Origin of the sequence: Rhizobium redzepovicii (genome assembly GCF_019793435.1) — a bacterium.
GTDB classification, from domain to species: domain Bacteria; phylum Pseudomonadota; class Alphaproteobacteria; order Rhizobiales; family Rhizobiaceae; genus Rhizobium; species Rhizobium redzepovicii.
The window spans coordinates 370,541-384,088 of sequence record NZ_JAILYH010000001.1; the positions used below are offsets into that span (position 1 = coordinate 370,541).

12 protein-coding genes are annotated in these 13,548 nt (G+C 63.5%); 10 read left to right on the forward strand and 2 right to left on the reverse strand.

Annotated elements, in window-relative coordinates; translation table 11 throughout:
• Nucleotide 1 precedes the first annotated feature (1 nt).
• Nucleotides 2–760, forward strand: a complete 759-nt coding sequence (cobM, locus tag K6N12_RS01735) for a precorrin-4 C(11)-methyltransferase (RefSeq protein WP_183777843.1) — start codon at nt 2–4, stop codon at nt 758–760.
• Between the two features lie 58 nt (nt 761–818).
• On the opposite strand, the gene K6N12_RS01740 is transcribed toward cobM, so the two are convergent.
• Nucleotides 819–1,631 (reverse strand): TIM barrel protein, encoded by an 813-nt coding sequence (locus K6N12_RS01740; protein ID WP_183777842.1) that lies wholly within the window; start codon nt 1,629–1,631, stop codon nt 819–821.
• Nucleotides 1,632–1,795: 164 nt separating this feature from the next.
• Nucleotides 1,796–2,824 (reverse strand): LacI family DNA-binding transcriptional regulator, encoded by a 1,029-nt coding sequence (locus tag K6N12_RS01745; protein WP_183777841.1) that lies wholly within the window; start codon nt 2,822–2,824, stop codon nt 1,796–1,798.
• Between the two features lie 132 nt (nt 2,825–2,956).
• On the opposite strand from K6N12_RS01745, the gene K6N12_RS01750 reads away from it, so the two are divergent.
• The 9 genes from K6N12_RS01750 to K6N12_RS01790 all read left to right on the forward strand — a co-directional run bounded on the left by K6N12_RS01750 (nt 2,957) and on the right by K6N12_RS01790 (nt 13,462).
• Complete coding sequence (locus K6N12_RS01750) at nt 2,957–4,045, forward strand: fatty acid desaturase family protein (RefSeq protein WP_222148669.1); 1,089 nt, start codon at nt 2,957–2,959, stop codon at nt 4,043–4,045.
• A gap of 21 nt (nt 4,046–4,066) precedes the next feature.
• On the forward strand, nt 4,067–4,381 hold the full coding sequence (locus K6N12_RS01755; protein WP_012555387.1) for a MocE family 2Fe-2S type ferredoxin: 315 nt from the start codon (nt 4,067–4,069) through the stop codon (nt 4,379–4,381).
• Between the two features lie 11 nt (nt 4,382–4,392).
• The gene (locus tag K6N12_RS01760; protein WP_222148624.1) at nt 4,393–5,616 is read left to right on the forward strand and encodes an NAD(P)/FAD-dependent oxidoreductase; all 1,224 of its coding nucleotides are present in this window, start codon (nt 4,393–4,395) and stop codon (nt 5,614–5,616) included.
• A 42-nt stretch (nt 5,617–5,658) separates the two neighbouring features.
• Complete coding sequence (locus K6N12_RS01765; RefSeq protein ID WP_222148625.1) at nt 5,659–6,471, forward strand: 3-methyl-2-oxobutanoate hydroxymethyltransferase; 813 nt, start codon at nt 5,659–5,661, stop codon at nt 6,469–6,471.
• A gap of 367 nt (nt 6,472–6,838) precedes the next feature.
• Nucleotides 6,839–7,768, forward strand: a complete 930-nt coding sequence (locus K6N12_RS01770) for an NUDIX hydrolase (protein WP_210298596.1) — start codon at nt 6,839–6,841, stop codon at nt 7,766–7,768.
• Between the two features lie 69 nt (nt 7,769–7,837).
• The gene (gene nadA, locus K6N12_RS01775) at nt 7,838–8,809 is read left to right on the forward strand and encodes a quinolinate synthase NadA (RefSeq protein ID WP_131710745.1); all 972 of its coding nucleotides are present in this window, start codon (nt 7,838–7,840) and stop codon (nt 8,807–8,809) included.
• Complete coding sequence (locus tag K6N12_RS01780) at nt 8,806–10,365, forward strand: L-aspartate oxidase (RefSeq protein ID WP_222148626.1); 1,560 nt, start codon at nt 8,806–8,808, stop codon at nt 10,363–10,365. Before nadA ends, K6N12_RS01780 begins: the two co-directional genes overlap by 4 nt.
• Nucleotide 10,366: 1 nt before the next feature.
• A complete protein-coding gene (gene nadC / locus K6N12_RS01785; RefSeq protein WP_222148627.1) occupies nt 10,367–11,263 on the forward strand; it encodes a carboxylating nicotinate-nucleotide diphosphorylase in 897 nt (298 codons plus the stop codon).
• 246 nt (nt 11,264–11,509) lie between these two features.
• Entirely contained in the window at nt 11,510–13,462 is a 1,953-nt protein-coding gene (locus K6N12_RS01790) for an AfsR/SARP family transcriptional regulator (protein WP_222148628.1), read from the forward strand.
• Nucleotides 13,463–13,548: the final 86 nt, after the last annotated feature.

Here is a 13,548-nt window from a genome sequence, read left to right on the forward strand (position 1 = left end):
AATGACGGTGCATTTCATCGGCGCGGGGCCGGGGGCTGCGGATCTCATCACGGTGCGTGGCCGCGATCTCATCGCCCGGTGCCCGGTCTGTCTCTATGCCGGTTCGATCGTCTCCCTGGAACTGCTGCAATATTGCCCGTCGGATGCGCTTATCGTCGATACCGCACCGATGTCGCTCGACGAGATCGAGGCGGAATATCTCAGCGCCGCGGCCGCCGGCCAGGATGTCGCCCGGCTGCATTCCGGCGATCTCTCGGTCTGGAGCGCGGTCGCCGAGCAGGTGCGCCGGCTTGAGAAGCACGGCATCGCCTATACGATGACACCCGGTGTTCCGGCCTTTGCCGCCGCTGCCTCGGCGCTCGGGCGCGAGCTGACGATCCCGGCCGTGGCCCAGAGCCTGGTGCTCACCCGCGTTTCCGGCCGCGCGTCGCCGATGCCGAACGACGAAACACTTGCGAAATTCGGCGCGACGGGCGCCACGCTGGCGATCCATCTGGCGATCCATGCGCTGAAGCAGGTGGTGGAGGAATTGACCCCGCTCTACGGCGGCGACTGCCCGGTCGCCATCGTCGTCAAGGCCTCCTGGCCGGACGAGCGCGTCCTGCGCGGCACGCTGTCCGATATCGAGGCAAAGGTTGCGGCCGAACCAATCGAACGCACGGCGATCATCTTCGTCGGCCCATCGCTTGCCGCAGAGGATTTTCGCGAGAGTTCACTCTACGACCCCGCCTATCAGCGCCGGTTCAGAGGCCGCGAATAGATCGATACGATCGGCCGCTCGCCGGCGGCCGCTCGTCACGCTACATTTCGCTGAGGCTTCAAACCCGCGCGGTGAGATAATCCATGCTGGCGCGAAGTGCTGCGGCCGGGTCCTTGACCGCATGCACTTTGGCCGCGAAGGGCTCGAAGGAGAACGGACCCTTGTAGCCCGCCTGCAGCAGCGCCTTGATCTGCCCGGCATTGTCGAGCCGGTCGTCGCCATCGACGAGCACGCGGTGGGAATCGCGCATATCGGCAACGGATACAGCGGGGTCGCTGACGCCGGAAATGTGCACGAGACCGGCCAGTTCAGGGAAGGTCGAGGCTTCGCCGGCGAGGTGATGGTGGAAGGTGTCGTGGACGAGCTTGAAGGTCGATTGCGCGCCGAGTTCCTTGATTGCCTCGGCCGCCTCGGTCTTCGAGCGCAGTGAGCAGATCTCGAAACCGAGCGGCTCGACGAGGCCGATAATGCCGGCCTTATCGAGCATCGGCTTTAGCGCCGTCAGGGACTCGCGCAGATTGGCCTGGCGTTCGCCGTCGGCGCAGCCGGTGCCGTCGTTCTTCGGAACGAGGACGAGCGCCTTGGCGCCGCAGGCGCTGGCATAATCGATCAGTTCCTGCGCTTCAGCAGCCCTTGCGGTATTCCACTCGTTGAAGCGCTGCAGCGCGTTGATCGAGATGATCGTCAGTCCATGGCGCTCGGCAGCCTGCTTGATCGCCTCCGGTTTGGTGCCGTCGAGAATGGCATTGCCGGAAAGGTCGTTGCGGATCTCGACCGCGTCGATGCCGAGCGACTTTGTCAGCGCGAAGAAATCATCGATAGCGAGCGACGGCGCGGCCATATGGTTGAGCGCAAAGCGGATGGAAGTCATAACGGATATATCCTCCTCGTCTCCGCGACATCAAGCGGAGCAGTTTCTCGTGAATGGGGCTGCGAATCTCTATCGGAATTTCCGTGGCAATCCATCGGCCATCGCCGCCGCCCCGCTCTCATTGCTGAAAGAATTTCAACCACAATGATAGATTTCCGTCATTTCTAGATGTTCTCCGAGATATGGATATCGAAGGGCAGGAAGAACTGGCCGGGAACGGCCGTTTCGCTGTTTTCGATCGCACTCATCATCAGCCCCATCAGCTCTTTGCAGAGTGCGGGCAGGGGGGTGCCGATCGCCATGGCGACGATATCGTCGGCAAGCCCGGCTTTGCTGTCGGGCGTCAACTCGTTGACCACGAGGGCGATCTTGCCACCGAGACTTTCCTCACGGATCGCCGAGATCGCGCCCTCCATACCGCCGCCGCAAACGTAAATGCCGACGAGATCGGGATGCTTCTGCAGCAGCGTCAGCGTCGCCTCATGGGTGATCTCGGGAGTATCCAGGTTGATCAATGTATCGATGACGTCGAATTCCGGCGCGTTTTCACGAAAATAGGAACGAAAGCCGATCTCGCGCAGCTCATGTCCGTGAAAACGGTGGCTGCCGACGAAACAGGCGACCTTACCCGGCACACGGGCAGTCTTGGCAATCACCCAGGCGGCGGTGCGGCCGACCTTGCGGTTGTTGACGCCAATATAGGCATTGCGCACCCCTGAGGCGAAGTCGGAAAGCAGCGAAAAGACGGGAATGTCTCTTTCCCTCAGTTCCTCAATCGCCGCCGTCACCGCAGGATAGTCTGGAGCAACCAGAGCGATGGCCTGATTGCGGGCGCCGAGAGCCCTGAGCTTCTCGACGATCGCCGCCGGTGTCGAAGCGGAGGGATAGTCGATCTGGATCTGGACACGGGCGGTGGTCACGGCGCGGGCCGCCACTTCGATCTCGCGAGCGAAAGCCTGATAGAAGGGCTGCATCGGCTTTTGCAGCAGGAACGCCAGCCGGTATTGCGGCAGATCCTCGAAGACGCGTTGCCGGATGAGGCCGACGGCATGGTAGCCGATCGACTGGGCCGCGTCATAAACCCGCCGCGCCGTTTCCTCGCGCACGCGGTGGCGACCGTTGAGCACCCGGTCGACGGTGGCAACGCTGACGCCCGAGGCGCGGGCGAGATCGGAGATGGTGGGTCGGCGCATCGGCGTTCCTGATAGATTCGATCATGAATGCAAGCCATTTATGATGGCTTTTGATAGATTATATCAAGCCTGCATTGAGCGCCTTACAAAGTCAACCTATCCTCCCAAGCATTGCATAACGGGAGGCGGATGATGACGATCCAGGCAAAGAAACGGGACTACGACCTGCTCGGCGAAAGCGGCCGCACCGCTGTCGAGACGGGGCTGGCGGCAGCGCAATGGTACCACACGGATATTCCGCGCAAGGAGATGAAGGCGCTGATGCAGCGCTCGGACGCCCCGGCGATCCGTGACACCGTCATCTGGCTCGGCAGCATGGTGGCCCTGGCCGGGCTCGGCGTCTATTTCTGGGGTTCGTGGGTCGCGTTGCCCTTCTTCCTTGCCTATGGCGTGCTCTACGGCTCGGCCTCCGACAGCCGCTGGCACGAATGCGGCCACGGCACCGCCTTCAAGACGCGCTGGATGAACGACGCCGTCTATCAGATCGCCTGCTTCATGATCATGCGCAATCCGGTGACCTGGCGCTGGAGTCACACACGCCACCACACCGATACCGTTATCGTTGGCCGCGATCCCGAAATCGCCGTCATGCGCCCGCCCGATCTCGTCCGGCTGGTCCTCAATTTCTTCGGCATCCTCGATGTCTGGCATGCTGTCGTCGACATGTTGCGCAACGCCTTCGGTGTCGTGAGCGCGGCGGAAAAGACCTTCATTCCGGAGATGGAGCAGCCGAAAGCGATCCGGATCGCCCGCATCTGGCTTGCGATCTATGTCGCCACGATCGCTGCAGCACTCGCCATGGGTTCGATCCTGCCGCTGATGCTGATCGGCCTGCCGCGCCTCTACGGCGCCTGGCACCATGTACTGACCGGGCTTTTGCAGCATGGCGGCCTCGCCGACAACGTCATCGACCACCGGCTGAACAGCCGCACGGTCTATATGAACCCGGTCAGCCGCTTCATCTACTGGAACATGAATTACCACGTCGAACATCACATGTTCCCGATGGTGCCTTACCATGCGCTGCCCAGGCTGCACGCGATGATCAAGCACGACCTGCCGGCGCCGAACCCGTCGATCTGGTCGGGTTATCGCGAGATGATCCCGGCCTTCCTGCGCCAGCTGCGCAACGAGGATTATTTCCTGAAGCGCGAATTGCCGGCCACCGCGCGGCCCTATCGCGAAGAGTTCCACAACGAGCTGGCTCCGGCCGCGCAATAATCACGATCGAGGGAGGATAAGATGAGCGGAAACTGGATCGAAGTCTGCGGCAAGGACGAGATCGACGAAGAGGATGTCATCCGCTTCGATCATGGCGGGCGCACCTTCGCGGTCTACCGCAGCCCCGACGACGAATTCTTCGCGACCGACGGGCTCTGCACGCATGAACATATCCATCTCGCCGACGGGCTCGTGATGGATGAGATTATCGAATGTCCGAAGCATAACGGCCGCTTCAACTACAAGACGGGCGAAGCCAAGGGCGCGCCGGTCTGCGTCAATCTCAAGACCTATCCGGTGAAGATCGAAGGCGGCGCCGTCTTCATCTCGCTCTGACGGAGGCTGATGTGGCCCATTTCGTTATCTTGGGTGCCGGCGAATGCGGTGCGCGCGCCGCTTTCGCCCTGCGGGAAAAGGGTTTTGACGGCGAAATAACGCTTGTCGGCGCCGAGCCCCTTCATCCCTATGAACGGCCGCCGCTGTCGAAGGCGGGTGCCGATGCAGGCGATCCGAAATTCATCGCTGCGTCGGAAAAATACGCCGACAGCGGCATCCGATTGCTGACCGGCCTTGAAGCCAGGGATTTCGACACGGCATCCAGGACCGTCACGCTTTCCGACAGGACGACGCTTTCCTATGACAAGCTTCTGCTGGCGACGGGCGCAGCGGCGCGTTCGTTCCCCGGCGCGCCTGAAGGTAGCGCCCATATTCGCTCGCTGCGGACGCATCACGATGCAGCCGCACTGCGCGACGTGATGAAGCCCGGCAAGCATATCGCCATCATCGGCGGCGGCTTCATCGGCCTGGAACTTGCGGCGACGGCGCGCCTGCTCGGCGCCGAGGTCACCGTCATCGAGGGGCTGGAACGCGTACTGAAGCGCGGCGTGCCTGAGGAAATCGCTCACCTCCTGACCGAGCGCCACCGCGCCGAGGGCGTCGATATCCGCTGCGGCGTCTCGATCGAGAGCCTGAGCGAGGAAGGCGGAAAGGCCTTGATCCGGTTGTCGGCCGGCGAGGCGATCGAAGCCGATCTCGCCCTTGTCGGCATCGGCGCCCGGCCGAATGTCGAGATCGCCGAAAAAGCGGGGCTGACGATCGAAAACGGCATCGCCGTCGACCGCTATCTCCAGACCTCGGCGCCGAATGTTTTTGCCGCCGGCGACTGCTGCTCCTTTCCTTTGCCGATCTATGGCGGCCGGCGAGTGCGGCTCGAATCCTGGCGCAACGCCCAGGAGCAGGGCACATTGGCCGCGGCCAACATGCTCGGCCTCGAGCAAGCCATTTCATCGGTGCCGTGGTTCTGGTCGGATCAATACGACATGACGCTGCAAATTGCCGGCCTTGCCGAAGGCGCCGCCACGCATCAGCGCCGCGATCTCGGGGCCGGCGCCTTCATTCTGTTCCACCTCGATGCCGACGGCCGATTGATCGCCGCAAGCGGCATCGGCCCGGGCAATGCGGTGGCGCGCGACATCCGCCTCGCCGAAATGCTGATCGCAGCCCGCGCCCATCCCGACCCGGCGGCGCTCGCAGCCAATGACGTCAAACTGAAATCCCTGCTGGCCGCCTGAGCCGCCCGATATATTCACCCGATGTACTCACAGGAATTGACGATGAAAAAACACAAGCGCGCGACCGTCGCCGATCTGCTGGCGGAAAAGGGCAAGCGCCAGCTCACCATGCTGCGCGTCACCTCGCTGGAGGAGGCAGAAGCGGCTGAAAAAGCCGGGATCGACATCGTCTCGGTGCCGCCCTCGCTGCTCGGCCCGCTCTTTCGCGAAATCGCGCCGACGCCTTTTGCCATTCCGGGGCTCGAATATGGCGATCTTGTCTCGGCTGAAGATTATCTGCGTGCCGCCTTCGCAGCGCTGAAGGCCGGCGGCGATGCGGTCTATTGCGCCGCAAGCCTGCAGACGATCCGGCGCATGCGCGACGAGGGCATCCCGGTCTGCGGCCATCTCGGGCTGATCCCGTCGAAGGCGACCTGGACCGGCGGCTTCCGCGCCGTCGGCAAGACGGCGGCAAGTGCCGCCGAGATCTGGCGGCAGACCAAGGCGCTCGAAGAGGCCGGCGCCTTCGCCGCCGAAATCGAAGTCGTGCCTGGGGATGTCGCTGCCGCCATCAGCAGCAACACCTCGATGCTGATGATTTCCATGGGGGCCGGCAGCGGCTGCGACGCCCAATATCTCTTCGCCGACGACGTGCTCGGTGCCAATCGCGACCACTATCCCCGCCATGCCAAGGTCTATCGCAACTTCGCCGCCGAACACGACCGGCTGCAGCGAGAGCGCATCGCCGCCTTCACCGAATTCGCCGAGGATGTCCGGACCGGCGCCTATCCGGAAAAGCGCCATCTCGTCGGTATCGACGAAGCGGAATTGAAGATTTTCCTGGATGGACTGGCCGGCGAGACGGGGGATCGTTGAAGTAGTCCCACCTATTCTTTGCCCTCGCTTACGCTCAGCGCATTCGCTTCGCTCACCCCCTCATCTGCCTGCCGGCATCGTCTCCCCCTGGGGAGAAGGGGGTGTGGCGGCGCCTCACTCCTCTTGAGACCTTTGCTGTAGGAATGGCACCGTACGGCTTGCTCCCCCTTCTCCCCAGCGGGGAGAAGATGCCGGTCAGCGCAGATGAGGGGGTGAGGAGCGCCAGCGACGAACGCCTTGAGCGGCAAGCGAAAAGCATCTTTCGCCAGAGACAAAAACATAAACACCCCAGCATCCACTGGATGATGTGGGCAACACCCCGAACTCGTTGGCGCTCCATTGGCTTCCATCCCAGCCTGTGTCAGGAATGATCCATTCGGAACGGAGTATTCGGTCCCCTGTGACGATCGGCTTTGCGCATGCGGAATTGATTGCGGTGCTCGTCGCGGTGACGGGGGACGAGCCGCGTGTGATGACGATCCGTTCCGGCAATGCGCTGCCGTCGGGCCCCTTCGAAATGGGCCACCGCACCCTGCAATCGGGCCTGCGCGAATGGGTGCAGGAGCAGACCGAACACCCGGTCGGCTATCTCGAGCAGCTCTATACCTTCGCCGACCGCGACCGGAACAACGACATCCCGGGCGGGCGGACGATCTCGATCAGCTATCTCGGCCTCGTCAACGAGCAGTCGGGCGCCGGCCGGCCGGGATGGCATGGCTGGTACGAATATTTTCCCTGGGAAGACCACCGGAAGGGCCGGCCGGCCGTGCTGGATGAGATCATGACGCGGCTGAGCCACTGGGCCGATGCCGATTCTTTCAGGCGCGGCCACCGACATCGCCGGGCGGATTTCACCTTCGGCCTCGACGGCGGCGGCTGGAACGAGGATCTGGCGCTGCAGCGCTACGAACTGCTTTATGAAGCGGGGCTCGTTGCCGAAGCCGGATGCACAAGCGAAGCCAATCTCGGCCGGGCGATGTTTGCCGATCACCGCCGGATTCTGGCGACCGGGATCGCAAGACTGCGCGCCAAGATCAAATACCGTCCGGTGGTCTTCGAACTGATGCCGGAGAGTTTTACGCTTCTGCGGCTGCAGCGCACCATCGAGGCCCTGGCGGGGCTGACGCTGCACAAGCAGAATTTTCGCCGCTTGATCGAACAGCAGGAACTCGTCGAGGAAACCGGCGGCACGGAAAGCGAAACCGGCGGCCGGCCGGCCAAGCTGTTCCGCTTCCGCCACACGGTGCTCGAGGAACGGGCGCTCGCCGGAACAAAATTACCGCTCTCCCGCAATTGACATATGCTCACCGTGAGAATATCTATTTGCCCACGATATGCTCAAATAGAGCATAATAAGGAGCCGGTCATGAACCATTCTGTTTCCGCATCCTCGCTCTACGAGCGCGTCAGCCGCGTCATTCCCAAAGCCGAATGGATGTCGTTCGAGAACGATGTCGACGCTATCCTCGAACTCAAGCGCCGCCGCAACGCCGTCATTCTCGCGCATAATTACCAGACGCCGGAGATCTTCCACGGCGTCGCCGATATCGTCGGCGACAGCCTGGCGCTTGCCCGCAAGGCGATCGAGGTCGATGCCGATGTGATCGTGCTGGCCGGCGTGCACTTCATGGCCGAGACCGCCAAGCTGCTGAATCCCGAGAAAACCGTGCTGATCCCCGATCTTGGCGCCGGCTGCTCGCTGGCGGATTCGATCACGCCTGAAGATATCGCGCTCTTGCGCCAGGCCCATCCCGGCGTGCCCATCATCACCTATGTCAACACTTCGGCGGCGGTGAAGGCTGCCTCCGACATCTGCTGCACCTCGGGCAATGCCAAACAGGTGGTGGAATCGCTCGGCGTGCCGAAGGTGCTGATGATCCCGGACGAATATCTGGCGCGCAACGTCGCCCGCGAGACCGATGTCGAGATCATCGCCTGGCACGGGCATTGCGAAGTGCATGAACTCTTCACCGCCGATGATGTCCGCCAGCTGCGCGAAAACCATCCCGGCGTGACAGTGCTCGCCCATCCCGAATGCCCGCCCGAGGTGGTGGCCGAGGCCGATTTTGCCGGCTCCACCGCTGTCATGTCGGATTACGTCGGGCGGCAGAAGCCGGCGCGCGTCGTGCTGCTCACCGAATGCTCGATGAGCGACAATGTCGCCGTGCATCATCCCGAGGTCGAATTCATTCGCCCCTGCAATCTCTGCCCGCATATGAAGCGGATCACCCTGGGCAATATCCGTTCAGCGCTTGAGGAAAACCGCCACGAGGTGACCGTCGATCCGGCGATTGCCGTGGCGGCGCGCCGCGCCGTCGAAAGGATGCTGGCGATATGACCGAGATTCTCCACAATCTCACTGGCCGCACGGTGATCGTCGGCAGCGGCCTTGCCGGGCTGATGACCGCCCTGACACTGGCGCCGGAACCTTCCGTCATCGTCACGCGCGCCGTCCTCGGCACCGAGACGTCGAGCGCTTGGGCGCAGGGCGGCATCGCTGCCGGCATGGGCGCCGACGACAGCGCGGCGCTGCATCTTGCCGATACGCTTGTCGCCGGCGACGGCCTCTGCGATCCCGCAGTCGCCGCCGGCATCATCACCGAAGCGCCGGCGGCAATCTCAGCGCTGGAGCAGGCCGGCGTCCGTTTCGACCGAAATGCCGCCGGCGAACTCTCTTTCGGGCTGGAGGCTGCCCATAGCCGCCGCCGCATCGTCCACGCCGAAGGCGATGGTTCGGGGGCGGCGATCGTCGCGGCGCTGGTGCGGGCGTTGAAGCAGATACCTTCCATATCCGTGCTCGAAGGTTTTGAGGCGCGGCGGATCATGATGGATGGCGAGCGTGTCGCCGGCCTGCTCTGCGCGACCGCCAACGGCGTCGCCATCCTGCCGACGTCGAAAGTGGTGCTTGCCACCGGCGGGATCGGCGGGCTTTACGATTCGACCACCAATCCGATGGGCAATTTCGGCCAAGGGATTGCGCTCGCCGCAAGGGCGGGTGCCGATCTCGCCGACATGGAATTCGTCCAGTTCCATCCGACGGCGCTCGATTCCCGTCGCAGGCCTTTGGCGCTCGTCAGCGAGGCAGTGCGCGGTGAGGGGGCTCTGCTCGTCAACGAACGCGGAGAACGCTTCATGGCCCGCACCCCGGGCGCCGAGCTTGCGCCGCGCGACGTGGTGGCGCGCGCCATCAGCGCCGAAATCACCCGCGGCGGCAGGGTCTTCCTCGATGCTCGCGATGCGCTCGGCAGCCGCTTTGCCACCCGCTTTCCCGTCATCGCCGCCCTTTGCGGCGAGGCCGGCATCGATCCGGCGAAGCACCTCATTCCAGTGCGCCCGGCCGTTCACTATCACATGGGCGGCGTTGCGACGGATGCCAACGGCCGCAGCTCGGTTCCAGGACTCTGGGTCGTGGGCGAAGCGGGCTCGACCGGCCTGCACGGCGCCAACCGGCTCGCCAGCAATTCGCTGCTGGAGGCGGCGGTGATGGGCATGCGGGCGGCGCGCGACCTCGCTTCCATGCCGGCGAGCCGTCCCGGCACCCTCTTCGGCGAGAGACTGCCGGTGCCAGCCGATGCATCGCTCGTCCGGCCGATCGTCTCACGCCATCTCGGCGTGCTGCGCAATGCCGGCGCCGTTGAGGACGCGATCGCCGCGCTGCTGCCGCTTGCCGAAGGCGACGGCCCCGCCGCCGATCCTGCCATCGTCGCGCTGCTGATCGCCGTCTTTGCCAGCCTGCGGACGGAATCGCGCGGCGCCCATGCCCGCACCGATTTTCCGCTGAAGCTCGGCGCTGCCGACCGGCGCCAGATGCGCCTTTCCCAAGCGCTAGAAATCGCCCGTGCCACATCGCCCTATGCCCTTGCCCCGCTCTATACTCTTGCAAGGAGTGCCTGAGATGAACCTCGTTCCGCTTCCGCGCCTGATCGTCGAACCGCTGGTCCGCGCAGCCCTGCTCGAGGATCTCGGTCTTGCCGGCGATATCACTTCGGCATCGGTCATCCCAAACGACCATCGCTCGACGGTCGTCATGGCCGCCCGCCAGCCGGGCGTGATCGCCGGCCTCGATGCGGCCGAACTCGCCTTCACCCTCGTCGATCCGGAGATCACCATGCGCCGGCATCTCCAGGACGGTGATGCGGTCAAGCCCGGCGACGCGATCGCCACCATCGAAGGCCCGTCACGCGGCCTGCTGACGGCCGAGCGCACCGCGCTGAATTTCCTCGGCCACCTCTCCGGCATCGCCACCGTGACGGCCGAGATTGCCGCCGCCATCCGCGGCACCAAAGCCTCTGTCGCCTGCACGCGCAAGACGACGCCGGGGCTCCGGGCACTGGAAAAATATGCAGTGCGGGCCGGCGGCGGTATGAACCACCGGTTCGCGCTTTATGACGCGGTACTGATCAAGGACAATCACGTCGCCATTTCAGGCGGCGTTGCCGAGGCGATCCGCCGGGCGCGGGCCGGCGTCGGCCATCTGGTGAAGATCGAGGTCGAAGTCGATACGCTTGATCAGCTGCGCGAAGCGATGGAGACCGGCGTCGACGCTGTTCTGCTCGACAACATGACGCCGGATCAGTTGCGCCAAGCCGTCGCCATCGTCGCCGGCCGGGCGATCACCGAGGCTTCGGGCCGGGTCACCCCGGCAACGGCGGGAGCAATCGCCGCCTCCGGCGTCGATCTCATCTCCGTCGGCTGGCTGACGCACAGCGCGCCGGTACTGGATATCGGCCTCGACTTCATCGAGGCCGCCGCGACGGAAACGAGCCCGAAACGGGTTGCACACGTGCTGTAATCGGCTTGACGGCTGGGTCTTGAAACTGGCGATTGTTCAAACAACTCCCGCTACAGAAGGCCCACAGCATGCTATCGGCAAGTGTTGGCGAAGCATCTTCTTGGCGAGCGGCAGGCGAAAATGCAAATATTCGCTGAAATTTCTTCTTTTTATAGCAAAACCGCTATGCGCGGCGCCCTTCTAGCTCTAACATGATTTAAGCGGCGGCTGCGTTTGCGCGCCTTGGCTTTCAGGGGTGAGACCGGGATGCAACGGACATCCGGACAGATGTCGAAGAACAGGCTGTGCCTGCTCGGAAGACCGAGGCTACTGGCAGCGGGGAGGGAACTCCCCTTGCCGGAGAAGTCTTATTTTCTCCTCGCCATGCTGACCGCCGAAGCCAATCTCGAACTCGACCGCGAAACCGTCAGGCGGCAGCTCTGGCAATCGGAACTGCCGGAAAAGCGCGCCGGCAGCCTGCGCCAGTTGCTGTCGCGTATCGAGCAGAGCATTCCCGCCGATCTTCCGCCGCTGCTTGCCGCGACCCGAACCCATATCGGGCTCGCGGATGGCTGGGAGGTCGACGTTCATATCCTGAAACAGAAAGGGCCGCTCGCCTCCGAAGACAGCGATATGCTGAACGGCGAACTGCTGGAAGGCGCCAAATCGCCGACGCAAGGCGCCGAGGACTGGCTGACCTTTGAGCGCCAGCGCATCGACGAATTGCGCTCGGCCCATCTCACTCGGCTGATCGAAAAATCGGAAGACGGATCGGATGACGAGCAGGTGGCGTTTGCCCGGCGCCTGCTGGAACTCGATCCTGCCAGCGAGACGGCCTATCGCACCCTGATGCGCACCTATGTCAGGATGAACGATGCGGCCGCGGCCCGTCAGGCCTATCTGAAGTGCAAGAGCCAGCTGAAGGACGACTTCGATACGGAGCCGGAGGAAAGCACCACGGCGCTTGCCCGCGAACTCGGCCTGATCCCGGCCGCACAGGCAGCCGTGCCGGAGCGCCCGTCTGCATCAGGCATGTTCGCCAATCTGCTCGGCCAGCCGCGCATCATCATCCTGCCGCCGGAAAGCATCTTCACCGATCCGTTGATGGAGCGCGTCGGCAGGGCGCTTCTCGAAGACGTCACCATCGGCCTCAGCCAGCAGCGCGGCTTCAAGGTGATCGCCGCGCATACGAGCCTCGAAATCCTCAGCCGCTCGATCGATCCGGCGCGCGCCGTGCCCGGCCCGCTCGACCTCAGTTTCGACTATGCGGTCTATGTCACCATCCAGGGCCGCGACGAGGATGTTTTTGCCACCTGCCGGCTGACGCGGACGACGACGTCGGAGGTGATCTGGGCGCTGGAACTGCCGCTGGTGATGCAGAAGATCAGCGAATCCTTCGCGCATCTGACGCGGCGGATCGTCTCCTCGCTCGCCGACACGATCGAGCGCCACGAACTGGCAATGCCGATCGGCGATGCGCCGGCCTCCGCCTATCGCCTTTATCTCGAAGGCAAGCGGCTGATTGCCCAAACCGACCTGCAGCACCTGCGCCAGGCGCGCAAATGGTTTAAATCTTCGCTCAATCGCTACGAGCATTTCTCGGCCGCGCATGCGGGCGTGTCGCGGGCGCTCGGCATGGAATGGCTGATCCGCGGCATGCGCGACAAGGAACTGCTCGACGAGGCGAATGGTGCTGCCCGGCAGGCGCAACAGTCCGATCCGAACAGCGGCCGGGCTTATCGCGAACTCGGTTTTGTGGCGCTTTATCGCCGCCGCTTCGACGAAAGCCTGGAATATTTCCAGCAGGCGCAGGATCTCAATCCCAATGATGCGGACATCCTCGCCGATTTCTCCGACGCACTTTCTCATGACGGCGATTTCGACCGCGCGCTGGAGCTCAACCGGGCGGCCTTCAAGCTCAACCCGCTGCCGCCGGATTATTATTACTGGAACCTCGGCGGCATCCATTTCATGCGTGAAGAGTATGAAAAGGCGATCGACGCGCTGGAACCGGTAAAGACCAAACAGGCGACGGCGCGTCTGCTCGCCGCCTCGCATGCGATGGCGGGCGAGACCGGCAAGGCCCAGAGCTATGCCAGGACGGTGCTCGAAAACTTCCCCGATTTCCGCAGCGAGGATATCCGTCATTTTGTCCCCGATCGCGATCCCGCCTTCACCGAACCGCTGATAAAAGGCCTGCAACTCGCCGGTCTTCCCTGATGCATCGCCTTTTAACGAAGCCTGTAACGCTTAAATGACGCAGGCAATGTTTCCCTCCGATGGTTAACGGCAGCAAGCGCTGCCCA